Here is a 24,571-nt window from a genome sequence, read left to right as displayed (position 1 = left end):
AGAGAGGCAGGACCCATGGCAAATGCGCATAGCGGCAAAATGATCGTCGGGCTGGATATCGGCACCTCCAAGGTTGTGGCTCTGGTGGGTGAAGTCGCCGCCGACGGCACTCTGGAGATCGTCGGTATCGGCACTCACCCCTCGCGCGGGTTGAAGAAGGGCGTCGTGGTCAACATCGAGTCCACCGTGCAGTCGATCCAGCGCGCGGTCGAAGAAGCGCAACTGATGGCCGGCTGCCGGATTCACTCGGCGTTCGTCGGTGTTGCCGGCAATCACATTCGCAGCCTGAACTCCCACGGCATCGTCGCGATTCGCGACCGTGAAGTCAGTGCGGCCGACCTTGAGCGCGTGCTCGACGCCGCCCAGGCCGTGGCTATTCCTGCCGATCAGCGGGTCCTGCACACCCTGCCGCAGGACTATGTGATCGACAACCAGGAGGGTGTACGCGAGCCCCTGGGCATGTCCGGCGTGCGTCTGGAAGCCAAGGTCCATGTGGTCACCTGCGCGGTCAATGCCGCGCAGAACATCGAGAAGTGCGTGCGTCGCTGTGGTCTGGAAATCGATGACATCATTCTCGAGCAACTGGCCTCGGCCTACTCGGTATTGACCGATGACGAGAAAGAGCTGGGCGTGTGCCTGGTCGATATCGGTGGCGGTACCACCGACATCGCCATCTTCACCGAAGGCGCGATCCGTCACACCGCAGTGATCCCGATTGCCGGCGACCAGGTGACTAACGACATCGCCATGGCCTTGCGCACGCCGACCCAGTACGCCGAAGAGATCAAGATCCGTTACGCCTGCGCCCTGGCCAAGCTGGCCGGCGCCGGTGAAACCATCAAGGTGCCGAGCGTCGGCGACCGTCCGCCGCGCGAACTGTCGCGCCAGGCCCTGGCCGAGGTGGTCGAGCCGCGTTACGACGAGCTCTTTACCCTGATTCAGGCCGAACTGCGTCGCAGCGGCTACGAAGACCTGGTACCGGCGGGCATCGTCCTGACCGGCGGTACCTCGAAAATGGAAGGTGCGGTGGAACTTGCCGAGGAAATCTTCCACATGCCGGTACGCCTGGGCGTGCCGCACAGTGTTCGCGGCCTTAGCGATGTGGTGCGCAACCCGATCTATTCCACCGGTGTGGGCCTTTTGACCTACGGCCTGCAAAAGCAGTCCGACGGCTTGACCCTGACCGGTATCAGCAGCAGCAACAGCTATGGCGATGAACCGAAGGCTCCAGCGTTCGAACGCTTCAAACGTTGGGTCCAGGGCAACTTTTAAAGTTTCAAAGCAGTAGTAGTAGGCGCAAAAACTAGAGAACTGTAAGGAGAGGGAAAATGTTCGAGCTCGTAGACAACGTCCCGCAAAGTCCGGTCATCAAGGTGATTGGTGTCGGTGGCGGCGGTGGCAACGCCGTTAATCACATGGTCAAGAGCAACATCGAAGGCGTCGAGTTCATCTGCGCCAACACCGATGCTCAGGCGCTGAAAAACATCGGCGCGCGCACCATTCTGCAACTGGGTACCGGCGTGACCAAGGGCCTGGGTGCCGGTGCCAATCCGGAAGTCGGCCGTCAGGCCGCGCTGGAAGACCGTGAGCGCATCGCCGAAGTGCTGCAAGGCACCAACATGGTGTTCATCACCACCGGCATGGGCGGCGGTACCGGTACCGGTGCGGCGCCGATCATCGCCGAAGTGGCGAAGGAGATGGGCATCCTCACCGTTGCAGTCGTCACCCGGCCATTCCCGTTCGAAGGCCGCAAGCGCATGCAGATCGCCGATGAGGGCATCCGTGCACTGGCTGACAGCGTCGACTCGCTGATCACCATCCCCAACGAGAAGCTGCTGACCATCCTGGGCAAGGACGCAAGCCTGCTGTCGGCGTTCGCCAAGGCTGATGACGTGCTGGCCGGTGCCGTTCGCGGTATCTCCGACATCATCAAGCGTCCGGGCATGATCAACGTCGACTTCGCCGACGTGCGTACCGTGATGAGCGAGATGGGCATGGCCATGATGGGCACCGGTTGCGCCAGCGGTCCTAACCGTGCACGTGAAGCGACTGAAGCAGCCATCCGCAACCCGCTGCTCGAAGACGTCAACCTGCAGGGCGCTCGCGGCATCCTGGTCAACATCACCGCAGGTCCTGACCTGTCGCTGGGTGAGTACTCGGACGTCGGTAGCATCATCGAAGCCTTCGCTTCCGATCACGCCATGGTCAAGGTCGGTACCGTTATCGATCCGGACATGCGCGACGAGCTGCACGTTACCGTGGTTGCCACTGGCCTGGGTGCGAAAATCGAGAAGCCGGTCAAGGTTATCGACAACACCATGCAGACCGCGTCGGCGCAAACCCCGGCTCCGGCCCCGGTACGCAACGAGCAGTCCTCGGTGAACTACCGTGATCTGGAGCGTCCGACCGTGATGCGCAACCAGGCTCACGCCGGTGCTGCCGCTGCTGCAAAACTCAATCCGCAAGACGATCTGGACTACCTGGACATCCCGGCATTCCTACGTCGTCAGGCCGATTAATGAAATTTATCAGGGGTATAAGGGTGATTGGTGTTCAGCAAAGGCCGGGTCTGGTATTATCCTCAGCCTTTGTTGATACCAGTTCGCAATTTGCGCTGAAGCGGCCAATGCCATGATTAAACAACGCACCCTGAAGAATATTATCCGTGCCACAGGTGTCGGCCTGCACTCCGGGGAGAAGGTTTACCTGACCCTCAAACCTGCACCTGTGGATACCGGCATCGTATTTCGCCGTGCCGACCTCGACCCCGTGGTGGAAATTCCCGCCCGCGCGGCCAACGTCGGCGAGACCACCATGTCGACGACACTGGTCAATGGCGATACCAAGGTAGACACGGTTGAGCATTTGCTCTCGGCCATGGCTGGCCTGGGCATCGATAACGCCTACGTCGAGCTCTCCGCGTCCGAAGTGCCGATCATGGACGGTAGCGCTGGACCCTTTGTATTCCTGATTCAATCTGCCGGCCTGGAAGAACAGGACGCAGCCAAGAAGTTCATCCGCATCCTGCGCGAAGTGACAGTGGAAGACGGCGACAAGCGCGCCACTTTCCTGCCGTTCGACGGGTTCAAGGTGAGTTTCGAGATCGATTTCGATCACCCGGTGTTCCACAACCGGACCCAAAGTGCCAGCGTGGACTTTTCCAGCACCTCGTTTGTGAAGGAAGTCAGCCGCGCCCGTACCTTCGGGTTCATGAGTGACATCGAGTACCTGCGCAAGAACAACCTCGCGCTCGGTGGCAGTGTGGAAAACGCCATCGTGGTCGACAAGGACGGCGTGCTCAACGAAGACGGTCTTCGCTACGAAGACGAATTCGTCAAGCACAAGATCCTCGACGCCATCGGCGACCTCTACCTGCTGGGCAACAGCCTGATCGGCGAGTTCAAGGGCTACAAGTCCGGACACGCGCTGAACAACCAGCTGCTGCGCAAGCTGATCGAGGAAACAGACGCCTGGGAAGTGGTGACTTTCGAAGATGCCAGCACGGCACCGATCTCTTACATGCGTCCGGTTGCGGCAGTGTAAGTACGAACACTCTCTTCTTTAGTTTCTTTGGGCCACCTTCGGGTGGCCCTTTTTTTATGGGATGTTTTTGAAGACAAAGAAGTCAAAGTAAGACCAGTCTCTGCAAATTAACTCGATTCTGGCAATACAGTTATCGTTTGCCGTATAGCTGATCGTTTCGTGCAGCTGTTGGAGTGTATAGCTCCACAGCAGCTCGTTGGCTGTATTGTAGAGTTTGACCTCGCCGCTAGTGTGCTTGTAGGACCAACCAAACGATATGGAATTGTACGCGCCTGGTAAGTCGATGTGCAGCCGTTGTGTATAGCTGCCGTCGTCCTGGCCGTGGCACATTACCAAGCCTTCTTTTTCGTGAAGCGCTGACCATGAGGGATCGTTATAGATACCTGCCTTGCCCATGGAATCGGGCAGGAAGTATATGCTCATGGTATTTAATTCAATGCGTGCTCCGGGATCCTGGAGCTTACATTCGCGCCCGTCGAAGTCTTCTTTCACCTCGATCGGTTGGATACGAATGTCATCGAAGATAAAGTCCGCGCCGGGAGCGTTCCCATGGCCCGATTCGTCTCTTCCAATCAGCTCAAACGAGTGCTTTGAATCAGTCGCGTCGAAACGCCAGGTCAATGTGTGCCAGTTCGTATCTTCGACCTTGTAGTTTGTTGGCAATGGTTCTTTGCCAATGTGCCAGCTCAACGTGGTCGTCCTCGGGCTTTGGCCCAAGCGTTTAACCCGCAGAGACAGGCTATATGCGGTACCTGGTGTGAATCCCATCAGCGTCTTTTGCAAGATAATGCCTAGCAAGTTGCCGTCAAAATTCTCGAATGCGAGGTGGTGATTACCCGCTTCACTCATTACTTTAAGCATGTTGCCGTTGGCGCCTTTGTTCCAACCGTTCCATGCAGCCTCGCCGGGTTGTTCGAACGAGGTGTAGTCAAACACGTAGTTTTCCATCTCCAGTCCCGCCTTTAGGGTAAGTGGCAGAAGGATTAGATCGACTGGAGGCGGGGGCGACAACTGACAAAAATATCAGGTGAAGGGGAGGTCGCTATTCAATCAGTTGAATTGTCCTTGTCCCGCGCATGACTGGCCAGCCGCTCCAATGCCGCACGCAACTTCGGATCGCTGATCCCCTCAGCCGTTGCCTGAATGCTCTCGGCGGCTCGGCTCGACAGGTCTGCGGTATGCCCGACGGCCTGGCTCTGGGTGGTCGGCGGCTGCACCTTGAACTGGATCCGGGTCAGGCTGGCAAACACCTCCAGAGTCTGCAACTGGCGTTGCAGGCGTTTTTGCTGGTAACGCAGGCGGGTGGCCCAGTGGCCATCGGTGACGATCAGCAGCAGCGTGCCTTCACGCCAGGAGGCAATATGGCAGTGCTCGCGTGCCGCCGGCTGCAACTGGCTGTCGAGCAGCTTTTGCAGTTGCGCCAGGCGCTGGGCGTGGCTGAACAGGGCTTTGAGCGGCCGGGCCTCGCGTAACAGAACGGCGGGGGCGCGGGCCGGCGAAGGGCGAAAAGCCATGAAGGGACACCTGAAGTTACAGAGAAGCCATCTTAGCAGATCGCCCGCACCCCGCCTTGTGTGGGCTTCAAGGGTAAAACTTCATGTTGCAATGGCTTGAAGTTGGCGAAAAAGGCCTTATTTTAACCAGGCCCCGTAAAAGCGCTGTGCCAGCATCGTGGAATCCGCCACTTTCCTCACCATCGTTTCCGGGTAGAATGCTCGTTCGCATGCGGCCATAAGGGCTGCACGGGCGACTCACGGGGCCGCCCTCCATCCCTACGTGTGGAAGATCCTGTCGATATGTTTGCGCCTTTGTTAAAAAAACTTTTTGGAAGCAAGAACGAGCGCGAAGTCAAACGCATGCTCAAGACGGTACAGATCGTCAATGCCTTCGAAGAGCAGATGTTGGCCCTCTCGGATGAGCAGCTGCGCGCCAAGACCGCAGAGTTCAAAGAGCGCCTGGCCAAAGGCGAGACCCTCGACCAACTGCTGCCTGAAGCCTTCGCGGTCGCCCGTGAAGCGGGCAAGCGGGTCATGGGCATGCGTCACTTCGATGTCCAGCTGATCGGCGGCATGACCTTGCACGAAGGCATGATCGCAGAAATGCGTACCGGTGAAGGCAAGACCTTGGTCGCAACCCTGGGCGTGTACCTCAATGCCTTGTCGGGCAAAGGCGTGCATGTGGTCACGGTGAACGACTATCTGGCCCGCCGCGACGCCAACTGGATGCGTCCGCTGTACGAATTCCTCGGCCTGACGGTCGGCGTGGTTACGCCGTTCCAGCCGCCGGAAGAGAAGCGCATCGCCTACGCCGCCGACATCACCTACGGCACCAACAACGAATTCGGTTTCGACTACCTGCGCGACAACATGGCCTTCAGCATGGAAGAGAAATTCCAGCGCGAGCTGAATTTCGCCGTGATCGACGAAGTCGACTCCATCCTGATCGACGAAGCGCGTACCCCGCTGATCATCTCCGGCCAGGCCGAGGACAGCTCCAAGCTGTACATCGAGATCAACAAACTGATCCCGCGCCTCAAGCAACACATCGAGGAAGTCGAAGGCCAGGTTACCCAAGAGGGTCACTACAGCATCGACGAGAAGAGCCGTCAGGTTGAGCTCAACGAAGCCGGTCACCAGTTCATCGAAGAGATGCTCACCCAGGTTGGCCTGCTGGCCGAGGGCGAGAGCCTGTACTCGGCGCACAACCTGGGCCTGTTGACCCACGTCTACGCCGGCCTGCGTGCGCACAAGCTGTTCCATCGCAACATCGAGTACATCGTTCAGGACGGCCAGATCCTGCTGATCGACGAGCATACCGGGCGTACCATGCCGGGCCGTCGTCTGTCCGAGGGCCTGCACCAGGCGATCGAGGCGAAAGAGAACCTGAACATCCAGGCCGAAAGCCAGACCCTGGCTTCGACCACCTTCCAGAACTACTTCCGCCTGTACAGCAAGCTGTCCGGGATGACCGGTACTGCCGACACCGAAGCGTTCGAGTTCCAGTCGATCTACGCGCTCAACGTGATGGTGATCCCGCCGAACAAGCCGTTGGCCCGTAAGGACTTCAACGACCTGGTGTACCTGACTGCCGAAGAGAAGTACCAGGCGATCATCGCCGACATCAAGGAAAGCATGACCGTGGGTCGTCCGGTCCTGGTCGGTACGGCGACGATCGAGACCTCCGAGCACATGTCCAACCTGCTCAAGCAGGAAGGCATCGATCACAAGGTCCTCAACGCCAAGTACCACGAAAAGGAAGCCGAGATCATTGCCCAGGCCGGTCGCCCGGGTGCGTTGACCATCGCCACCAACATGGCCGGTCGCGGTACCGACATCCTCCTGGGCGGTAACTGGGAAGTTGAAGTCGCCGCCATGGACAACCCGACCCCTGAGCAGGTCGCGCAGATCAAGGCCGACTGGCAGAAGCGTCACCAGCAGGTGATCGAGTCCGGTGGCCTGCACGTGATCGCCTCCGAGCGTCACGAGTCGCGTCGTATCGACAACCAGCTGCGTGGCCGTTCCGGCCGCCAGGGCGACCCGGGTTCGAGCCGTTTCTACCTGTCGCTCGAAGACAGCCTGATGCGTATCTTCGCCTCGGACCGGGTGAAGAACTTCATGAAGGCACTGGGCATGCAGTCCGGTGAGGCCATCGAGCACCGCATGGTGACCAACGCCATCGAGAAAGCCCAGCGCAAGGTCGAAGGCCGCAACTTCGATATTCGTAAGCAACTGCTCGAATTCGACGACGTCGCCAACGAACAACGTAAAGTCATCTACCACATGCGTAACAGCCTGCTGGCAGCCGACAACATTGGCGACACCATCGCCGACTTCCGCCAGGAAGTGCTCGACGTCACCGTCGCCCAGCACATTCCGCCACAGTCGCTGCCCGAGCAGTGGGACGTGGCTGGCCTGGAAGCGGCCCTGGCCAGCGATTTCGGGGTCAAGCTGCCGATCCAGCAATGGCTCGACGAAGACGATCACCTCTACGAGGAAACTCTGCGCGCCAAGCTGCTGACCGAGCTGTTGGCGGCCTACAACGAGAAGGAAGAGCAGGCCAGCGCCGAAGCCCTGCGTACCTTCGAGAAGCAGATCCTGCTGCGCGTACTCGACGACCTGTGGAAAGACCACCTGTCGACCATGGACCACCTGCGTCACGGTATCCACCTGCGCGGCTATGCGCAGAAGAACCCGAAGCAGGAGTACAAGCGCGAGTCGTTCAACCTGTTCCAGGAACTGCTCGATTCGATCAAGCGCGACACCATCCGCGTGCTTTCGCACGTTCAGGTACGCCGCGAAGATCCGGTCGAGGAAGAAGCCCGTCTGCGCCGCGAAGCCGAAGAGCTGGCGGCACGCATGCAGTTCCAGCACGCCGAGGCCCCAGGGCTGGAAGCTGAGCTGCAGGATGAAGGCGCTGACGTTGCCGTGGCCGCCGCGCCCGTGCGCAACGAGCAGAAGCTGGGCCGCAACGAGCCATGCTGGTGCGGTTCGGGCAAGAAGTTCAAGCAGTGCCATGGCAAGATCGACTGATCATACTGCCGTTGTACCTCGCTGACATCTGAACACCGCGCCGCGACTGGTCCCCACCGTCGCGGCGTTGTTCCATCTCAAGTGCCGGTAATCTCGACCCGGTGCATTTTTTCTAGGAGCGCTTTCATGGCTGTTGGTCTTGGTCCTTTGCCAACGTTGCACCCGGTTCCAGGTTTTGAACTCGGCATCGCCTCTGCGGGCATCAAGCGCCCTGGGCGCAAGGACGTGGTGGTGATGCGCTGCGCCGAAGGCGCAAGCGTCGCCGGCGTGTTCACCCTGAACGCCTTCTGCGCCGCTCCGGTGATCCTCGCCAAGCAGCGCGTGCAGGGCTCCGTGCGCTACCTGCTGACCAACACCGGCAACGCCAACGCCGGCACCGGCGCGCCGGGCCTGGCTGCGGCCGAGCGCACCTGCGCCAAGCTGGCCGAGCTGACCGGTGTTGAAGCCAGCGCCGTATTGCCATTCTCCACCGGCGTGATCGGTGAGCCGCTGCCGGTCGAGAAGATCGAAGGCGCGCTGCAGGCCGCCCTGGACGACCTGTCGGAAAGCAACTGGGCCGCTGCGGCCACCGGCATCATGACCACCGATACCCTGCCAAAGGGTGCCAGCCGTCAGTTCCAGCATGATGGCGTGACCATCACCGTCACTGGCATCAGCAAGGGCGCGGGCATGATTCGCCCGAACATGGCGACCATGCTTGGCTACATTGCCACTGACGCCAAGGTGGCCCCGGCCGTGCTCAAGGACTTGATCCTCGATGCTGCCAACAAGTCGTTCAACCGCATCACCATCGACGGCGACACCTCGACCAACGACTGCTGCATGCTGATTGCCACCGGCAAGGCTGATGTCGAGGAAGTCACCGAGGCTCGTGGCCCGTTGTTCGAAGCGCTGAAAAAGGCCGTGTTCGAAGTGTGCATGGACGTGGCCCAGGCCATCGTGCGTGACGGCGAAGGTGCGACCAAGTTCGTCACCGTTGCAGTCAATGGCGGTGGCAACCACCAGGAGTGCCTGGACGTCGGCTATGCCGTGGCCCATTCACCTTTGATCAAGACCGCGCTGTTCGCCTCCGACCCGAACTGGGGCCGAATCCTTGCCGCCGTTGGGCGTGCTGGTGTGCCGGACCTGGACGTCAGCCTGATCGACGTCTTCCTGGGTGATGTGTGCATCGCCAGCAAGGGCGGGCGCAGCGCCAGCTACACCGAAGCCCAGGGCTCGGCGGTGATGGCCGAGCAGGAGATCACCATTCGTATCGAATTGGGCCGTGGCCAGTGCAGCGAAACCATCTGGACCACCGACCTGTCCCACGAGTACGTGAAAATCAACGCCGAATACCGTACCTGACTTCATCGCGGGTCAAGCCCGCTCCCACAGTGACTTTGTGGGAGCGGGCTTGACCCGCGATAAGCCTCTGATGGAGCCGCACCATGCGCTACCAACTGATCATCGGCGACAAGCTGTATTCCTCCTGGTCGCTGCGCGGCGCCCTGGCCCTTGAGCTGGCCGGCGTCGACTATGACGAAACCCTGATCAAACTCAACCAGGCCGATACCCGTCAGCGTCTGCTGGAGCACTCGCCAACCGGCAAGGTGCCGCTGCTCAAGAGCGAGCACGGAGTGATCGCCGACTCCCTGGCCATCGCCGAGTACCTGGCCGAGCGCCATCCGCACGCCAACCTCTGGCCCACCGACGTCGCCGCCCGTGCCCTGGCCCGTTCGGCCTGCGCGCAGATGCACAGTGGCTTCTTCGCCCTGCGCGGCAACATGCCGTTCGACCTGTCCCGCAATGAAGCGCTGGAAACCGTGCCGCTGGACGTGCAGGTCGACATCGACCGCATCGTCGCGCTGTGGTCCGAATGCCGTCTGGCAGCCAAAGAGACAGGCCCGTACTTGTTCGGCAGCCTGAGCCTGGCCGACGCCTTCTTTGCCCCGATTGCCGTGCGCCTGCGTACCTACCGGGTCGAAGTCCCGGCAGACGCTGCGGCCTATATTGAAACCATCTACCAGTGGCCAGCCTTCCAGGCCTGGCAAAAAGCTGGCCTGGCGGAGTGTGAAGGGTGAAACGTGTACATGTAGCCGCTGCAGTCATTCGCGGCAGCGACGGACGAGTGCTGATTGCTCGCCGCGCCGATAAACAACATCAGGGCGGCCTGTGGGAGTTCCCTGGCGGCAAGGTCGAAGACGGCGAAGCGATCGAAGCAGCCCTTGGCCGTGAGTTGCAGGAAGAGCTGGGCATTGTCGTCACGGCGGCGCGACCGCTGATCAAGGTCAAGCACGATTACCCCGACAAGCAAGTCCTGCTGGATGTCTGGGAGGTCAACGGCTTTACCGGCGAGCCCCATGGCGCCGAAGGCCAGCCGCTGGCCTGGGTCAGCGCGCGGGAACTGCCACAGTATGAGTTTCCTGCAGCCAACCAGCCGATCGTTGCCGCCGCGCGTTTGCCGGCCGAGTACTTGATCACGCCCGAAGGCCTGGAGGTCCCGCAAATGCTGCGTGGTATCCAGAAAGCTATCGCCGGCGGGATCAAGCTGGTGCAACTGCGTGCGCCGAACATGTACGACCCCAAGTACCGCGATGTGGCGGTGGATGCGGTCGGGCTGTGTGCCGGCAAGGCGCAGTTGATGCTCAAGGGCCCGCTGGAATGGCTGGGCGACTTTCCGGCGGCGGGCTGGCACTTGACCAGCGAGCAGTTGCGCAAGTACGCCAGCAAGGGGAGGCCGTTCCCCAAGGAGCGCTGGCTGGCAGCGTCCTGCCACAACGCTGAAGAGCTGGCGCTGGCCGAGCAGATGGGCGTGGATTTCGTCACCCTGTCGCCAGTGCTGGCGACCCAGACTCATCCGGACGCCGTGCCGTTGGGTTGGGCGCAGGTGCAGCAACTGATCGAAGGTTTCAACAAACCGGTCTATGTGCTCGGTGGCGTCGGCCCGGCAGAGCGTGAGCTTGCCTGGCAGCACGGCGCCCAGGGTGTGGCGGGGATCCGCGCGTTCTGGCCTGAAGCCTGAGTCAATCGCGGGGCAAGCCCGCTCCCACAAAAACTTGTGGGAGCGGGCTTGCCCCGCGATGAGGCCCTCAGGGTTTGGCTGCAGCCTGCCATAACACCTCGGCCACCCCCTGGCGCCGGGCAATCAAGCGCGCCGCGACAAACAGCAAATCCGACAACCGATTGATATACGCCAGGCCCACCCCGGCCAATGGCTCGACACTGTTCAACTGCTGGCAACGCCGCTCGGCACTGCGCGCCAGGCTACGGCACACATGGGCCTGGGCAATCAGCAGCGAACCACTGGGCAGGATGAAGTTCTCCAGCGGCCCCAGTTCTTCATTCCAGCGATCGATGGCCGTCTCCAGGCGTTCTACTTCGGCGTTGTTCAGCGCCTGGTAAGCGGGCATCGCCAGTTCCCCGCCCAGATCGAACAAGCGGTGCTGACAAGGCGCCAGGACCTCGCTGAGCTCATCCAGCCGCTGTTCGGCCAGCCCGGCCAGCAACACGCCCAGCTGGCTGTTGAGGCTGTCGACCTCGCCAATCGCTTCGATCCGTGGGTGGTCCTTGGGCACGCGGCGGCCATCGCCCAGGCCGGTCTCACCTTTGTCGCCAGTGCGGGTGTAGATCTTCGACAATCGAAAACCCATGCTCAAGACTCCGTTTTCAGGGGGGCAAGTGGCAGGCGCAAGGTGAAGCAAGTGCCCTGGCCCGGTGCCGATTGCACCTCCATCTGCCCTTTGTGATTGTTGGTGATGATGAAATACGACACTGACAGGCCAAGGCCAGTGCCCTGGCCGATCTCCTTGGTGGTGAAGAACGGCTCGAAGGTACGTTTGCGCACCGCCTCGGGCATGCCGATGCCGTTGTCCTCTACCTGGATCTCCGCCCATGGCGGGTTGAGCCGGGTGCGCAGGGTGATGCGCCCAGGTTCGCTTTCGTCCTGGCGCAGGTGAATGGCCTGGGCAGCGTTTTTCAACAGGTTGAGCAGCACCTGCTCAAGCTCGTTGGCGGTGCAGGGCACTGGTCCGAGGCTGGGGTCGAACTGGCGGACGATGGCCTGGCCCTTGAAGTCGAAACCGATGGTCAGGTCGAAGTCGTTACCGGCAATTTCCACCGCCTGGTCGATCAGCGCCGGGAGGTCGCAGGGCGCCAACTGGCGGTTGCTGCGGCGGCTGAAACTGAGCATGTGGGTAACGATCTTGGCGGCGCGGGCGCCGGCCTGCTGGATACCATCGAGCAACTGCGGCACTTCGCGGTTTTGCAGGTAGCGGTTGACGGCGGCCAGATCAATACCGGTCTCATCGGCTTGTTCGAGGTTTCTGGCCAGGTCCGGCGACAGCCGTCGGCGAATGTTCTGGACGTTGTGCAAGATGGCGCCGAGGGGGTTGTTGATCTCATGCGCCATACCTGCCGCGAGGCCTCCGACCGAGAGCATCTTCTCCGATTGCACCATCATTTCTTCCAGTGACAGGCGCTGGGTGATGTCGTCGATACGAATCACCACACCGCGGCCGCCGCCGCCCATCAACGGGTAGAAGGTCAGGGCGTAGTGACGAGCATCGTCTTCCTTGGTCCAGGTCACCCGCTCGATCTTCGCCACCCGGTGCTTCTCGACGCTCTCCTTGAGCTGCGGCAGGAACGGCTTGAGCGGTTCGAAGGCGAGGAAGATCGGCTGGTTCAGGGCTTCGTCCAGGGGCGTCCCGGAGAGCGCGCTGGCTTCCTGGTTCCACTGGGTGACGTAGAGCTGCTCGTCGAGGGCGATCAGGGCCGAGGGCATGGAGTCGATGATGCTGTTGAGGTAATTCTGAAAGCCGGTGAGTTTTTTCTCGATCTTGCTGCGTACCTGGACTTCCAGCTCCAGCTTGCGGTTGGTGTGACGGGTTTCCTCGGCCAGACCCTGGGCCTGGTCGTAGGCCTCCTGGAATTCGTCGCGGGTGCGCTTGAGCTGCTGCTCGCGGGCTTCGATGCGCGAGAGCATGGTATTGAAGGCGTCGGCCAGGCTACCGATCTCGTCATCGTTGCCGCGTTTGGCGCGCAGGGCGTAGTTTTCTTCGCGGGTGACCTGGCGCGAGAGCTCTTCGAGCTGGTGGATTGGCTGGGTAATCAGGCGCTTGATCTGCCGGGCGATGATCATCCACAGCAAAATACTGAACACCAGGATGCCCAGGCTGGCGGTCAGGGTGCCGGTGTAGAAGGCCATCGGCAGTTCGCTGCTGGCCACCAGCAACAGGTGGCCGGGTGGGCCGCCAGCGCGCGGCAGGCTCACCAGTTGCGTGCTGCGAAACTCGGTCAGGCGCCAGTTGTCGATGTTGCGGTAGCGCTTGGGCAGTGGCAGGACCTCGCCATGTTGCACCTGCGCGAGCATCTTGCCGTCGCTGCCGTACAGGGCGGCGGCGCGCAGCGGGGTGTAGCTGTCGAGTTCCTTGAGCAGGGCCTTGGCGGCTTCGGGCGAGTCGCTGGCCTGTTGCGCCAGCTGCGGGTTGGACACCAGCCGACCAATGGTCTGCAGGGCCTGCGGGGCCATGCTCTCCTGGGAAATCCAGTAGGCGGCGCTGATGAAGGTCAGGTTCGCCACCAGCAGGATGGTGATCAGCAACACCAGCAGGGCGGCCAGCAGTTTCTGGCCGACCGGCAGGTTTTCCAGGCGTTCGCGCAAGGTCATGTGAAAGGCGTAGTCCCGGTCTGAAGGTGAAAGGGCAGGGTAGCGTCGTGCTTAGTCGCAGGGCAATCCACGCGTGCTCAGGTGTTCGACCAGGCGCCGGTACAGCCGTTCCAGATGTGGCAACTGCCGGTTGTGGCGGTTGGCGGTGCGGCAGGCATGGCCGAGCAAGTAGTGGATCTCGGTGCGCCGGCCGTGGCGAACATCCTGGTACATGGAAGAGTAGTTGGCCGCGGTGGCATGGATCACCCGCTCAACCTCATCGACCAGGCCCTCGGCCGCCTGCGGCTGGCCGCAGTACTGCAGCAATTCGGCGAGCTCGGCGCACAGGGTGGTGACTTCGCAGTGATGTTCTTGCAAGCCGCCATTGCGGCAGTCATGCAGCACCGTCAGCGGGTTGATCGCGCAGTTGAGCGCCAGCTTGCGCCACAGGCGGGTGAGGATGTCCGGAGTCCACTGATGGGGAATGCCGGCATCCTTCAGATCGTCGAGCCAGTCTGGGGCGCCGGGGTTGGCCGGATCGCCCAGCCAGTTGAAGCCGTGACCGGCGAAGTTCACCTGCCAGTCCTGCTCGCGGAATGCGCCTTCGGTGCTGGAGGCAAACACGCAGCGGGCGTGGGGCACTCGATTGGCGACAGCTTCCTGGCTGCCCAGGCCGTTCTGCAGCAGGATCAGCTCGACATCCTTTGTCAGGCGCGGCGCCAGTTGCGCCACGGCCTGCTCGGCGTCGTAAGCCTTGCAGGCCACCAGCAGTCGGTGGATTGGCGCGTTGTCGCTGGCCAACTGCGCGGGGATTGCCTGCAGTTGCTCCTTGCCCTGCTCCACCAGGGTCAGGCCGCCTGCGGCTTCATAAGCCTGCAAGCGCAGCTCGTCGCGCAGGATCAGCCGGACCGGTTTGCCTGCACGGGCCAGCCGACAGGCCCAGAGGCTGCCCAGACTGCCGGCGCCGAGAATATGCCAGGTGCTGCTCATCAGCGTTTCGCAACCGTTATAATGATCCGGTATTTTAACCGTCAAACCCTGCGCGCTCCATCGCGCTCTTCAAGCAGAGCCGCGAGGGTGCCTTTATTTTTTGGAGAAAAGGTATGCCGTCGTTCGACGTGGTATCGGAACTGGACAAGCACGAAGTCACCAACGCCGTGGAAAACGCGGTCAAGGAACTGGACCGCCGCTATGACCTCAAGGGCAAGGGTAGCTTCGAGTTCAAGGAAAAGGAACTGGCCGTCAACCTGACCGCCGAAGCCGAATTCCAGCTCGAGGCGATGATCGAGATCCTCAAGCTGGCCCTGGTCAAGCGCAAGATCGACGTGCAGTGCCTGGAAGTGAAGGACGCCTTCGCTTCGGGCAAGGTCATGAAGCAGGAAGCGGTGCTCAAAGAGGGTATCGATAAAGAACTGGCGAAGAAGATCGTCGCTCACATCAAGGACGCCAAACTCAAGGTCCAGGCTGCCATCCAGGGCGAGCAGGTGCGTGTCACCGGCAAGAAGCGTGACGACCTGCAAGAAGCGATCGCTGCCTTGCGCGCCAAAGAGTTCGGCATGCCCCTGCAGTTCAACAATTTCCGCGACTGACTTCACGGAGCCCGGAACCTTGGCGCCTCTTTGGCGTCCGAGGGCCCAGGTGCCGCTGAAACGTTTGCGGCAGGTCTTTTTCAGCTCTTTGCCGCTCGGCATCAGGAGAACATACGATGGATTTAAACGCTGAGGTTGACCAGCTGGTCAAGGCTTCGCAAACCTGGCTTCCGCTGATCATGGAATACGGCAGCCGCCTGTTGCTGGCGCTGCTGACCCTGGCCATCGGCTGGTGGGTGATCAACAAGGTCACCTACCGCCTGGGCAAACTGCTCGCCCTGCGCAATGCCGACCTGGCCCTTCAAGGTTTCATCAGCAGCCTGGCCAACATCATTCTGAAGATCCTGCTGATTGTCAGCGTGGCCTCGATGATCGGTATCGAGACCACCTCGTTCGTCGCCGCCATCGGTGCCGCGGGCCTGGCCATTGGCCTGGCCCTGCAGGGCAGCCTGGCCAACTTCGCCGGCGGTGTGTTGATCCTGCTGTTCCGTCCGTTTCGCATCGGCGACTGGATCGAAGCCCAGGGTGTGGCGGGTACCGTCGACAGCATCCAGATCTTCCACACCGTGCTGCGTACCGGTGACAACAAGACGGTGATCCTGCCCAACGGCAGCCTGTCCAACGGCATCATCACCAACACCAACCGCCAGCCGACGCGCAAGGTGGTGTTCGATGTGGGTGTTGACTATGACGCTGACCTGCAAAAGGCCCGCAACGTGCTGCTGGAGCTGGCTCAGGACCCACGGGTGCACCAGGACCCGGCGCCACAGGCGGTAATTTCGACACTGGGCGACAGCTCGATCACCGTATCGCTGCGCATCTGGGTCAACACTGCCGACTACTGGGACGTGCTGTTCATGCTCAACGAGCATGCCCGTGACCGCCTGAAGGCCGAGGGCATCGACATTCCCTTTCCGCAGCGAGTGATTCGCGTGGTGCAGGAAGCGGCGGTGCAGTAAGTTCCTCGCGGGGCAAGCCTGCTCCTATCGGTAGGAGCGGGCTTGCCCCGCGATCACATCTGTAGACTCTGTGATGAGGGCAAGGCGCAGGCCTTGAGATGGGGTACAGCCTGCCAGGTGTACGCCGCAAGGCTTGTAGTGCTCTTGAGATCGAGCGCCGCCCGCGCGGCGCATCGCGGGCAAGACCCGCTCCCACATTTGTTGCAACGTGCCATGGCCTGTGAGGGCGGCGTTGCCAGCCTGTTGCACTTCGCCCTGGCGGTGGGCATGGCGGGAGTGCTGGCGCTGTGGCGGCTGAAGGTCGCTCTGGGCGCTTCTGCCGCCTTGCCTGAGGTTATCCAGGAGTAACACCTTCAATAGCCTCAGCGCGCTTCAGGGGCGCTCTGCAGCCGAGTGCTCGATCGGCTCCTGCTTGCCCCGCTCCTGACGCCATTGCAAGGCGATCAGGATCAGGGTCGGCACGCCGAGCAGGGCGGTGATCAGGAAGAAGTCGTGGTAGCCGAACTTCTCGACCATGACCCCCGAGTAGCCACCGATCAAGCGTGGCAACAGCAGCATGATCGAACTCAGCAGGGCGTATTGGGTGGCCGAGAACTTGAGGTTGGTCAGGCTCGACAGGTAGGCGACAAATGCCGAGGTGGCCAGCCCCGAACTGAAGTTGTCGAGGGAAATGGTCACCACCAGCATCTGCAGGTTGGCGCCCATGTCGGCGAGCATCAGGAACAGGATGTTGGTCGCCGCTGACGCTACGCCGCCAATGAACAGGATGGGCAGGATGCCGAAACGCACGATCAGCAGGCCACCGAAACCGGCGCCTACCAGGGTCATGATCAGGCCGAAGATCTTGCTGACGCTGGCGATCTGGTCCTTGGTAAAACCCTGGTCGATATAGAACACGTTAGCCATCACACCCATGACCGTATCGGACATCCGGTAAGTGGCGATCAGCCCGAGCAGCAGCAGTGCCTGCCAGCGATAGCGGGTGATGAAATCGTTGACCGGTGTCAGCACCGGCGCAAGGCCCCGGCGGCCCATGGACGACAGGCACAGGGCGGTGAGGGTGATGTAGAGGATCGCACGCAGGAAGGCGCGGTCTTCAAGCAACAGGTCGAGCAGGCTGACGCCTTCGAACAGCACGCTGGCGAAATCGGTGTTGTACAACTGGGTGAAGGTCGCCGGCACCGACACCAGCAGGATGATCAGCACGAACACCGACGCCAGTTGGTGGGCCAGGCCATAGCGCGCCGCCGACAGCTGGGTGCGCAGCGGCACCGGGGGTTCACGCATCAGCAGGGTGGTAATGACTGCGGGCAGCATCAGCACGCCGAACAGCACGTAGGTACCGGTCCAGGCCTTGTGCAGGTAGCTGAAACCGGTGGAGCCGAAGCCTTCGGCGAAGAACAGCGCACCTGCGGTGGCCAGCAGTGCGGCGACCCGGTAGCCGGCCATGTAGCTGGCGGCGAGGGCTGCCTGGCGCTGGTCGTCGGCGATTTCCAGGCGGTAGGCGTCAACCGCGATGTCCTGGGTCGCCGAAGCAAAGGCCACCAACACCGCCAGGGCAATCAGCCACGACAGGTGTTTTTGCGGGTCGCAGAAGCCCATGCCGACCAGGCCGATGACCACCAGAATCTGTGACAGTACCAGCCAGGAGCGGCGGCGCCCGAGTTTGCCGAGCACTGGCAGGCGCCATTGGTCGAGCAGGGGCGACCACACCCACTTGAAGGCATAGGCCAGGCCGATCAGGCTGGCGTAACCGATGGTTTCACGGGCCACGCCCGCTTCGCGCAACCATACCGACAGGGTCGAAAACACCAGCATGTAAGGCAAGCCGGCGGCAAAGCCAAGCAACAACAGCACCAGTGTCGACGGGCTGGCATAGGCAGCGAGCGCAGCGCGCCAGGTTTTACGGGGCATGGGCCAACATCTGCCTCAAGTTTACGAAAACAAAGCGCGCACTCTAACCGCTGTGCTCCATTGGGCGCCAGCCATGGCGCGACATATCCACACGATTATTGTGCAAGGTGACGCCTTCTGCCCGTAACCGCGCGCGCTGTTCGTCGCCGGAGGGGGTTCCCAGGGCCAGGCTCAGGCGGCCCCCCGCACCCAGCACCCGGTGCCAGGGCAGTTGGGTGTCGCCGGGTAACTGGCTCAGGGTACGCCCGACCCAGCGCGCTGCGCGGCCAAGGCCGGCCAACTGGGCCAGCTCGCCATAGCTGATGACCTTGCCCGCAGGGACCTGAGCGAGCACCAGATACAGTGCCATTCGTCGGGCTTCGCTGCTGGCGGTCGGATCGCCCGGAGGGCCGTTCAACGCCGGATGCGCCCGTGTCGTGCGGGGAGCACCGGGTCAGGCCGGCAAATAAGAATTGAACTCATCGACATGGTTGCTGGTCAGTCCTTGCTCTGATGGCGGGTATCTGGATAATGCCCGACTTTTTTCGCCAACCCGAGTCTGTTGCTGCTTATGTTTTCTAGAGCCCTGTTGTGCGTTGCCCTCGCTGCTACCTGTTCCCCAGCCCTTGCCGACACCGTATGGATGAAGAACGGTGACAAGCTCAGTGGCAAGATCAAGGTTTTCGATGGCGGCAAACTGTTGCTCGAAACAGCCTACGGTGGCTCCATTGCCCTGGACTGGAAACAGGTCAAAACCCTGGAGAGCGACCAGGAACTGCTGGTCAAGCAGGACGCCTATACCGGCGAGAAGGCCAAGTCGTTGCAGGCGTCGGACAATGGCAAGGTAATCCTGGCCAATGGTGAGGCGCCCAAGACCGTCGAACTGGCCAGCATCCAGCAGATCATGAAGCCCAAGCCTGTGGTTGAAGACCTGTCGTGGAAGGGCAACGTCGACCTGGCGCTGGACTACAAGCGCGCCGAGACCGACAGCGACGACTACGACATCGATTTCAAGACCATTGCGCGCCATGGCCGCTGGCGGCACCAGGCCGAAGGCGAATACAACCGCGAGAGCAAGGACGAGGTCACCACCACCAACAACTGGAGCGCCGAGTACGCACTGGACCGCTTCATTACCGAGAAATGGTTCTGGCAGGGCCGTTTGGAGTACAAGCGTGACCATATCGAGGACCTGGCCCGCCAGCGTACCGTGGGTACCGGTCCGGGTTACCAGTTTTGGGATGACGAGCTGGGCGCGTTCTCGCTTGGCTCCCTGGTCAACCGCACTGACTATGAATACGCCGACGGTGGCAAGGACAACTTCTACTCACTGGCCATGAAGTGGGACTACAACCGCTATTTGATTGGCAAGCGCGTCGAGTTCTTCACCAACGGGGAAGTTGGCAAGCCGCTTGGCGGCGTTGCCGAGTATGCCCTGGATGCCGAGGTGGGCCTGCGCTACAAGGTCACCGAATGGGCCTCACTCAACCTCAAGGCCGAGAAGGACATCATCAGTGGCACCCGTGAGAGCGATCTGGACAAGACTCGCTATACCGCAGGTTTCGGTGTTGCCTGGTAACAAGTTGAGAGTTGAGGCAGGTATGTAGTCAGGGAACACGCTGGCGTTAGTTAAAGATAATATTCAAATTGTATGGGGTGAACGTTCCTACGGACAGTATTGGAAAATCCTGTTTTAATTTTTGATGTGTTGTGTGCGTTATGTTGTAGTTTTAATATGAAACATTATTTTTAGTGCGTGCAATTTATCCTCTGTTAGTGTGCTCTTTTTTCAGTAGAGTCGCTGGTTAGGAGAGGGCATGAGGCACTGGGTTGTTGCTATTGTTGGGATGGGGGCTCGCGGGCTTGGAGTCCTGGAAAGAATATCGGCCATCCATTCGACGCTTGGCAGTTCTTCAAAGCTCACGTTGTTCTTAGTAGATTCTCTGGGGACGGGGCAAGGCGTGCACAGTGAGGGCCAGGCCAGGAATTTATTAACCAATACCGTGGCTTCACAAATTACCATGTTCAACGACACGTCGGTAACCGGTGCTGGGCCAGTGCGCGAAGGACCCTGTTTTTGGCAGTGGGCGCGCCAGGTCGGCTATCGGAACTTGAATGGTGATGTCTTGCGCTCCGGTAACAGTGGTCGCGAAATTGATCCTGACGATTACTTGCCTCGAGCGGTGTTGGGCGAATACCTGACAGACTGCTATCGTGATCTGTTCGTTGAGCTTCAAGAGGGCTTAAAGTTGCATCAGGTCAGGCAGGACGCTGTCGATTTTATTCCGCATTCGCAGGGAGTGGATGTGTTGACTAGCGACGGCTACCGTATTGCCGCTGATTTTGTTTTTATCACTACAGGGCATGGTAAATGTCGTCCTTCCGAACAAGAACGGAAGATGATGGCTTTCAAACAGCGCTGCGCTCAGGTCAATCATCGCCTTGATTACATACGCAATAGCTATCCGTTAGATCAATTGCAGCGCATCAGTTCACAAAGCTGTGTTGCAATTCAAGGTACAGGCTTAACAGCATATGATGTGATATCCGAACTGACCGTCGGACGCAAAGGACAGTTTGTGGAGCGAGAGGGGCGGCTGGAGTATATCGCCAGTGGATTGGAGCCTGAGATCGTTTTATTTTCGCGAAATTCGTTGCCGTTCTCGGCGAGAGCGAAGAACCAAAAGGGCACCTGCGGCCAATATCGCGCGCAGTTTTTGACGCTGGAGGCGATCGACAAGCTTAGAGCCAAGGCGTTGGCATTGACGGGATCGTCACAGCTGTCTTTCACTGAAGACGTCTACCCGTTATTGCTCGAGGATATGGCTAGTGTGTACGCCGCTACAAAACGACAGTATGAAGGCATTGACGTATCCCCAGCGCAAAGCTATTGGGCCATCAACAATGCACTCTGGCCCTTGCAAGGACGAGCGTTCGAGTCGTTGACGCATTTCTCTGGGTGGGTGAAATCCTATATCAGAGAGGATCTTGAACAGGCTCAGCGGGGTAACGTCAATAGCCCAATCAAGGCTGCGATGGATGTGATCAGGGACATCCGCGATAACTTGCGATACGCCATAGATCATTGCGGTTTGACTTCCAGCTCGCACCAGGCTTTGATTGAAGAATATTGTCCTGTGTTCAATCGAGTTGCAGTGGGCCCGCCCTTGCAACGTAATCGCGAGCTACTGGCGCTGCTGGAGCAAGGGATTGTGAACATGGCCTGCGGACCACGCCCCACTTTGCAGATCAACGAAGTTGAAGGGTGTTTTGAAGTCGTCTCCTCGTTCACTGCGGATAAATCAGTCGTGAAGGCTGATGTCTTGGTTCAGGCCCGACTCGACAGTTTCTCGCCTTTAACCGATACCTCACCATTGATCAGGAACCTGTATGAACGAGGCGTTATTCGGGCGTACTTCAATGGAAACTATCATCCTGGGGGGATTGACGTGGATAAGAACCAACACCCGATAAATCAACAGGGAGAGGTGCAGGAAAATATATGGGCGTTGGGCAACTTGGTGGAAGGGCCAAATTTCTATACTTATGTATTGCCTAGGCCAGGTGTCAACTCACGCTCCCTCAAGGATGCCGGTTGTTGTGTTCTGCAAATGTTTAACAAAATAGCCAAGGTTCGCAAGCAGGAAGTCGAAAAGCGGAACACGTTTGCGTGAGTGACCGCCCAGAGGCTAGACATACCCTTTACGCTGGTCATACTTCCCCGTACGTTACGGCTCTGATGTGTTTAGCGATCGTCGCAATAATGGTAGGCTTCTCTCTCATAGCTGCTTTTGCGTTGCTGGCATCTCTACTGTTCGTCGCGGGTGCCTGGCAGAGCAACAGGGTTGCCAGAATGGCGCTGTTGATTACTGTGATCGTGTTGCCGTGGTTGGCATTGGCGGGGGGGCTGGAATTGGCCAGCAACGCCGTGGTGCGGTTGGATGATGCGATCTTGCTGATACTCGCGATATCGTTGTTCAGAGAAACTATTTTACGGCGAGGCTTTTTCTCGCCATGGGTACAGTTTTTTTCCGGCCGCCCGCATAAACGCATAGAGGGGCGACTGACGACGTTAGCTTGCTTTCTAGCATTGCCCTTGAGTGTCGGTGTGGTCCCCTTGCTCATCGATGCGTTAAAAGACGCCGTGGTATCACCTTTACGCTTGGCCGCAGTTGTTATGCGAGCGCTGTGCGCAACAATGTTCATTTTACCAACAACCATTGGTGCCGCCGCAGTGGTGTCACAATTCCCCGCAATGGACTCCTTTGTACTGTTCGTCTTAGGGACTGGATTGTTTATCGTTTCGGCGCTTTTGGCTGGGGCCGTCGCGATACGTACAATCGAGCCCCCCCAAGAGTGTACAGCTACTATCCAGTCGACGATGCCAGTGCTTCTAAGCTTGGCCAGTGTATACCTTATTGGTCACTGGGCGATGGGCCTGAATACTGTGCAATCGACGGTTCTGTCTATGTTCATTGTCAGCGGTTGGGTGTTGTTCAACGAAACTGCAGAAGCACGGTGGACGGTACTAAGTGTCGCCTTCCGGCGAACAACACCAGAGCTGTGGTTGCTAATGGCTTGCGGCGTCTTGATGGGGCTGATCGAGACGCTGCAGGCCGTTTATCCGATTTCACCGACCCTACTCGCAACTGCAGAGGATGTGCCGACCTGGGTGGCCTATGCAATGGTCATTTTTGTTTTGCCCCTAGGGTGCGTGATCGGTGCTCATCCGATGATCGTATTCAGTCTTGGCTTTCCATTATTGCTACCGTGGCTGGGGCTCAAAGAGGACGCCTACGTAGTATGGATAACTTTTTTTATTTCAGCGCAGTTGTTGTCCCCAGTATCGATCAGTGCGGTACTGGCGGCAGGTTGTTTGAATATCCCCCCCTACCGTGTCAGCTTTGGCCTTCAGCTTCCCTATGTGATGACGTTGGGGGGGCTGGTTCTTTTTGTATTGCTCGTTGGCTATCCATTACTGCTTGGGATGGGGGCGCAGCAATGAAACAGAAACTTTATGAGGCTTGCACTGGCACGCGTAGCTGATAATGATTATTTTGTTGGATAACCAGGCGGGTCGAGGATTCGCACGACCAGCTACTACGACGATTATCGAGCGGGGAGTCATACAGTGAGCGCTAAAGCCGCAACACAGGCACGGGAGCTGCTGCTCAAGGAATACCGCGGGGTGCTGTCGACCCATTCCAAGTCGATGCCGGGCTTTCCCTTCGGCTCGGTGGTGCCTTACTGCCTGGATGCCGAGGGTAACCCGCTGATCCTTATCAGCCGCATTGCACAGCACACCCACAACTTGCAAAAAGACCCCAAATGCTCGTTGCTGGTAGGTGAGCGTGACGCTGAAGATGTCCAGGCCGTGGGCCGCCTGACGGTATTGGCCGAGGCGCACAAACTTGTCGATCCTGAAGCGGTCGAAGCTGCGGCAGAACGTTACTATCGCTACTTTCCCGATTCGGCCAACTATCACAATGCCCACGATTTTGACTTCTGGGTACTCCAGCCGGTGCGCCATCGCTATATTGGCGGTTTCGGCGCAATTCACTGGATCGATCATCTGAACCTGGCCAACCCCTTTGCCGGCAAGGCCGAGCTGAGCATGATCGAGCACATGAACAGCGATCATGCCAACGCCATTGAACACTACGTCCAGCTCAGTGGACTGCCACAGGGGGCGGCGGCGCAGATGGTCGGTATCGACAGCGAGGGCATGCACCTGCGTATTGGCCAGGGGCTGTACTGGTTGCCATTCGCGGCGTCTTGCAATACGCCGATACAAGTGCGCGAAGCCCTGGTTTTTCTGGCTCGCGCCGATCAATGGCCGGTGCGTGAAACCGCCGAGGCTTGAAATGGCGATGGCGCGCATCCATTAAAGGTGTACTGCAAGAACATCTTGCGCAGAGGAACCGTTGATGCGTGCTTTTCTATTGCTGTTTCTGATTTTTCCGGTGCTGGAGCTGTATGTGTTTTTCAAGGTCAGCACCGCGATCGGCTTTTTCCCGGCGCTGCTGCTGATCATTGCCGGCTCCGCCCTGGGTGTGCTGGTGGTGCGGGTGGCAGGTCTTGCCACTGCCCTGCGTGCCCGCGAGAGCCTGCAGCGGGGCGAGCTGCCTGCCGAAGACATGTTCCACGGCCTGATGCTGGCGTTGGGTGGCGGCTTGTTGCTGTTGCCGGGCTTTATCAGCGACGTGATCGGCCTGGTGTGCCTGCTGCCATTCACCCGTCGCTTGCTCGGGCGCAAGATGCGCGAGCGCGCCGAAGCCCAGGCCATGCGCCAGCGCGCTTTTGGTGATGAGCCGTTCATGGCCCGTCCAGGCCAGTCTGGCCGAGCTCACCAGCCGACGGTGATCGAAGGTGAAGTGGTGGGCCGTGACGACCCCGATCAGCCTAACCTGCGGGGCCCGCGGGATCTGTAACAGA

Annotated in this window: 22 protein-coding genes; 15 read left to right on the top strand and 7 right to left on the bottom strand. The window is 59.9% G+C overall.

Features of this window, described 5'->3' with window-relative positions; genetic code table 11:
• Positions 1-15: 15 nt before the first annotated feature.
• The 3 genes from ftsA (at position 16) to lpxC (ending at position 3,543) form a co-directional block, all read left to right on the top strand.
• On the top strand, positions 16-1,272 hold the full coding sequence (gene ftsA / locus EXN22_RS22630) for a cell division protein FtsA (protein ID WP_130266159.1): 1,257 nt from the start codon (positions 16-18) through the stop codon (positions 1,270-1,272).
• A gap of 56 nt (positions 1,273-1,328) precedes the next feature.
• The gene (gene ftsZ / locus EXN22_RS22625) at positions 1,329-2,519 is read left to right on the top strand and encodes a cell division protein FtsZ (protein ID WP_130266158.1); all 1,191 of its coding nucleotides are present in this window, start codon (positions 1,329-1,331) and stop codon (positions 2,517-2,519) included.
• Between the two features lie 112 nt (positions 2,520-2,631).
• The gene (lpxC, locus tag EXN22_RS22620; RefSeq protein WP_130266157.1) at positions 2,632-3,543 is read left to right on the top strand and encodes a UDP-3-O-acyl-N-acetylglucosamine deacetylase; all 912 of its coding nucleotides are present in this window, start codon (positions 2,632-2,634) and stop codon (positions 3,541-3,543) included.
• Between the two features lie 54 nt (positions 3,544-3,597).
• Here lpxC and EXN22_RS22615 read toward each other — a convergent pair whose 3' ends face one another.
• Positions 3,598-4,491 carry a carbohydrate binding domain-containing protein gene (locus EXN22_RS22615; protein WP_130266156.1) on the bottom strand — a complete coding sequence of 298 codons (894 nt, stop codon included), beginning with the start codon at positions 4,489-4,491 and terminating at the stop codon, positions 3,598-3,600.
• 98 nt (positions 4,492-4,589) lie between these two features.
• The gene (locus EXN22_RS22610; protein WP_130266155.1) at positions 4,590-5,057 is read right to left on the bottom strand and encodes a DUF721 domain-containing protein; all 468 of its coding nucleotides are present in this window, start codon (positions 5,055-5,057) and stop codon (positions 4,590-4,592) included.
• A 282-nt stretch (positions 5,058-5,339) separates the two neighbouring features.
• Between EXN22_RS22610 and secA the strand changes: the two genes are divergently transcribed.
• From secA to EXN22_RS22590, 4 genes are all read left to right on the top strand, one after another.
• The gene (gene secA, locus EXN22_RS22605; RefSeq protein ID WP_130266154.1) at positions 5,340-8,072 is read left to right on the top strand and encodes a preprotein translocase subunit SecA; all 2,733 of its coding nucleotides are present in this window, start codon (positions 5,340-5,342) and stop codon (positions 8,070-8,072) included.
• A gap of 126 nt (positions 8,073-8,198) precedes the next feature.
• Complete coding sequence (gene argJ, locus EXN22_RS22600; RefSeq protein WP_130266153.1) at positions 8,199-9,416, top strand: bifunctional glutamate N-acetyltransferase/amino-acid acetyltransferase ArgJ; 1,218 nt, start codon at positions 8,199-8,201, stop codon at positions 9,414-9,416.
• Between the two features lie 83 nt (positions 9,417-9,499).
• A complete protein-coding gene (locus EXN22_RS22595) occupies positions 9,500-10,132 on the top strand; it encodes a glutathione S-transferase family protein (RefSeq protein WP_130266152.1) in 633 nt (210 codons plus the stop codon).
• The gene (locus EXN22_RS22590; protein WP_130266151.1) at positions 10,129-11,073 is read left to right on the top strand and encodes a Nudix family hydrolase; all 945 of its coding nucleotides are present in this window, start codon (positions 10,129-10,131) and stop codon (positions 11,071-11,073) included. The genes EXN22_RS22595 and EXN22_RS22590 overlap by 4 nt, the downstream gene beginning before the upstream one ends.
• 67 nt (positions 11,074-11,140) lie before the next feature.
• On the opposite strand, the gene EXN22_RS22585 is transcribed toward EXN22_RS22590, so the two are convergent.
• From EXN22_RS22585 to EXN22_RS22575, 3 genes are read right to left on the bottom strand one after another with little or no spacing between them, the layout of a single operon-like run.
• Positions 11,141-11,701, bottom strand: coding sequence for a cob(I)yrinic acid a,c-diamide adenosyltransferase (locus EXN22_RS22585; RefSeq protein ID WP_130266150.1), 561 nt, complete (start codon positions 11,699-11,701; stop codon positions 11,141-11,143).
• Positions 11,702-11,703: 2 nt separating this feature from the next.
• The gene (locus tag EXN22_RS22580) at positions 11,704-13,716 is read right to left on the bottom strand and encodes a sensor histidine kinase (RefSeq protein WP_130266149.1); all 2,013 of its coding nucleotides are present in this window, start codon (positions 13,714-13,716) and stop codon (positions 11,704-11,706) included.
• A 51-nt stretch (positions 13,717-13,767) separates the two neighbouring features.
• The gene (locus EXN22_RS22575; RefSeq protein WP_130266148.1) at positions 13,768-14,685 is read right to left on the bottom strand and encodes a putative 2-dehydropantoate 2-reductase; all 918 of its coding nucleotides are present in this window, start codon (positions 14,683-14,685) and stop codon (positions 13,768-13,770) included.
• A 113-nt stretch (positions 14,686-14,798) separates the two neighbouring features.
• Here EXN22_RS22575 and EXN22_RS22570 point away from each other — a divergent pair, with 113 nt between their 5' ends.
• From EXN22_RS22570 to EXN22_RS26260, 3 genes are all read left to right on the top strand, one after another.
• Positions 14,799-15,284, top strand: coding sequence for a YajQ family cyclic di-GMP-binding protein (locus EXN22_RS22570; RefSeq protein WP_130266147.1), 486 nt, complete (start codon positions 14,799-14,801; stop codon positions 15,282-15,284).
• A 116-nt stretch (positions 15,285-15,400) separates the two neighbouring features.
• A complete protein-coding gene (locus EXN22_RS22565; RefSeq protein WP_130266146.1) occupies positions 15,401-16,243 on the top strand; it encodes a mechanosensitive ion channel family protein in 843 nt (280 codons plus the stop codon).
• A 198-nt stretch (positions 16,244-16,441) separates the two neighbouring features.
• A complete protein-coding gene (locus EXN22_RS26260; protein WP_165392251.1) occupies positions 16,442-16,591 on the top strand; it encodes a hypothetical protein in 150 nt (49 codons plus the stop codon).
• Positions 16,592-16,615: 24 nt separating this feature from the next.
• Here the strand turns inward: EXN22_RS26260 and EXN22_RS22560 are convergent, their stop codons facing one another.
• Positions 16,616-18,157: an AmpG family muropeptide MFS transporter gene (locus EXN22_RS22560; RefSeq protein WP_130266145.1), complete on the bottom strand. Its 1,542-nt coding sequence runs from the start codon at positions 18,155-18,157 to the stop codon at positions 16,616-16,618.
• A 43-nt stretch (positions 18,158-18,200) separates the two neighbouring features.
• Entirely contained in the window at positions 18,201-18,506 is a 306-nt protein-coding gene (locus EXN22_RS22555; protein ID WP_130266144.1) for an MGMT family protein, read from the bottom strand.
• Positions 18,507-18,707: 201 nt separating this feature from the next.
• On the opposite strand from EXN22_RS22555, the gene EXN22_RS22550 reads away from it, so the two are divergent.
• The 5 genes from EXN22_RS22550 (at position 18,708) to EXN22_RS22530 (ending at position 24,567) form a co-directional block, all read left to right on the top strand.
• Positions 18,708-19,715, top strand: coding sequence for a DUF481 domain-containing protein (locus EXN22_RS22550; protein WP_130266143.1), 1,008 nt, complete (start codon positions 18,708-18,710; stop codon positions 19,713-19,715).
• Between the two features lie 238 nt (positions 19,716-19,953).
• Positions 19,954-21,810: an FAD/NAD(P)-binding protein gene (locus EXN22_RS22545; protein WP_130266142.1), complete on the top strand. Its 1,857-nt coding sequence runs from the start codon at positions 19,954-19,956 to the stop codon at positions 21,808-21,810.
• 179 nt (positions 21,811-21,989) lie between these two features.
• Positions 21,990-23,141, top strand: a complete 1,152-nt coding sequence (locus EXN22_RS22540) for a hypothetical protein (RefSeq protein ID WP_130266141.1) — start codon at positions 21,990-21,992, stop codon at positions 23,139-23,141.
• Between the two features lie 126 nt (positions 23,142-23,267).
• Positions 23,268-23,999 carry a HugZ family pyridoxamine 5'-phosphate oxidase gene (locus tag EXN22_RS22535; RefSeq protein WP_130266140.1) on the top strand — a complete coding sequence of 244 codons (732 nt, stop codon included), beginning with the start codon at positions 23,268-23,270 and terminating at the stop codon, positions 23,997-23,999.
• 64 nt (positions 24,000-24,063) lie between these two features.
• The gene (locus tag EXN22_RS22530) at positions 24,064-24,567 is read left to right on the top strand and encodes an FxsA family protein (RefSeq protein ID WP_130266139.1); all 504 of its coding nucleotides are present in this window, start codon (positions 24,064-24,066) and stop codon (positions 24,565-24,567) included.
• The last annotated feature ends 4 nt before the right edge of the window (positions 24,568-24,571 follow it).

This window comes from Pseudomonas tructae (genome assembly GCF_004214895.1).
Taxonomy (GTDB): Bacteria; Pseudomonadota; Gammaproteobacteria; order Pseudomonadales; family Pseudomonadaceae; genus Aquipseudomonas; species Aquipseudomonas tructae.
This window is presented reverse-complemented; position numbering and strand designations above follow the sequence as displayed.

Bases quoted from the DNA above. Each gene is read 5' to 3' on its own strand.
- EXN22_RS22545 (WP_130266142.1), top strand. From the start codon at position 19,954: ATGAGGCACTGGGTTGTTGCTATTGTTGGGATGGGGGCTCGCGGGCTT.
- EXN22_RS22530 (WP_130266139.1), top strand. From the start codon at position 24,064: ATGCGTGCTTTTCTATTGCTGTTTCTGATTTTTCCGGTGCTGGAGCTG.
- EXN22_RS22550 (WP_130266143.1), top strand. From the start codon at position 18,708: ATGTTTTCTAGAGCCCTGTTGTGCGTTGCCCTCGCTGCTACCTGTTCC.
- argJ (WP_130266153.1), top strand. From the start codon at position 8,199: ATGGCTGTTGGTCTTGGTCCTTTGCCAACGTTGCACCCGGTTCCAGGT.
- EXN22_RS22585 (WP_130266150.1), bottom strand. From the start codon at position 11,701: ATGGGTTTTCGATTGTCGAAGATCTACACCCGCACTGGCGACAAAGGT.
- secA (WP_130266154.1), top strand. From the start codon at position 5,340: ATGTTTGCGCCTTTGTTAAAAAAACTTTTTGGAAGCAAGAACGAGCGC.
- lpxC (WP_130266157.1), top strand. From the start codon at position 2,632: ATGATTAAACAACGCACCCTGAAGAATATTATCCGTGCCACAGGTGTC.
- EXN22_RS22570 (WP_130266147.1), top strand. From the start codon at position 14,799: ATGCCGTCGTTCGACGTGGTATCGGAACTGGACAAGCACGAAGTCACC.
- EXN22_RS22540 (WP_130266141.1), top strand. From the start codon at position 21,990: ATGGCGCTGTTGATTACTGTGATCGTGTTGCCGTGGTTGGCATTGGCG.
- EXN22_RS22555 (WP_130266144.1), bottom strand. From the start codon at position 18,506: ATGGCACTGTATCTGGTGCTCGCTCAGGTCCCTGCGGGCAAGGTCATC.
- EXN22_RS22615 (WP_130266156.1), bottom strand. From the start codon at position 4,491: ATGGAAAACTACGTGTTTGACTACACCTCGTTCGAACAACCCGGCGAG.
- EXN22_RS22560 (WP_130266145.1), bottom strand. From the start codon at position 18,157: ATGCCCCGTAAAACCTGGCGCGCTGCGCTCGCTGCCTATGCCAGCCCG.
- EXN22_RS22580 (WP_130266149.1), bottom strand. From the start codon at position 13,716: ATGACCTTGCGCGAACGCCTGGAAAACCTGCCGGTCGGCCAGAAACTG.
- ftsZ (WP_130266158.1), top strand. From the start codon at position 1,329: ATGTTCGAGCTCGTAGACAACGTCCCGCAAAGTCCGGTCATCAAGGTG.
- EXN22_RS22610 (WP_130266155.1), bottom strand. From the start codon at position 5,057: ATGGCTTTTCGCCCTTCGCCGGCCCGCGCCCCCGCCGTTCTGTTACGC.
- EXN22_RS22575 (WP_130266148.1), bottom strand. From the start codon at position 14,685: ATGAGCAGCACCTGGCATATTCTCGGCGCCGGCAGTCTGGGCAGCCTC.
- ftsA (WP_130266159.1), top strand. From the start codon at position 16: ATGGCAAATGCGCATAGCGGCAAAATGATCGTCGGGCTGGATATCGGC.
- EXN22_RS22565 (WP_130266146.1), top strand. From the start codon at position 15,401: ATGGATTTAAACGCTGAGGTTGACCAGCTGGTCAAGGCTTCGCAAACC.
- EXN22_RS22595 (WP_130266152.1), top strand. From the start codon at position 9,500: ATGCGCTACCAACTGATCATCGGCGACAAGCTGTATTCCTCCTGGTCG.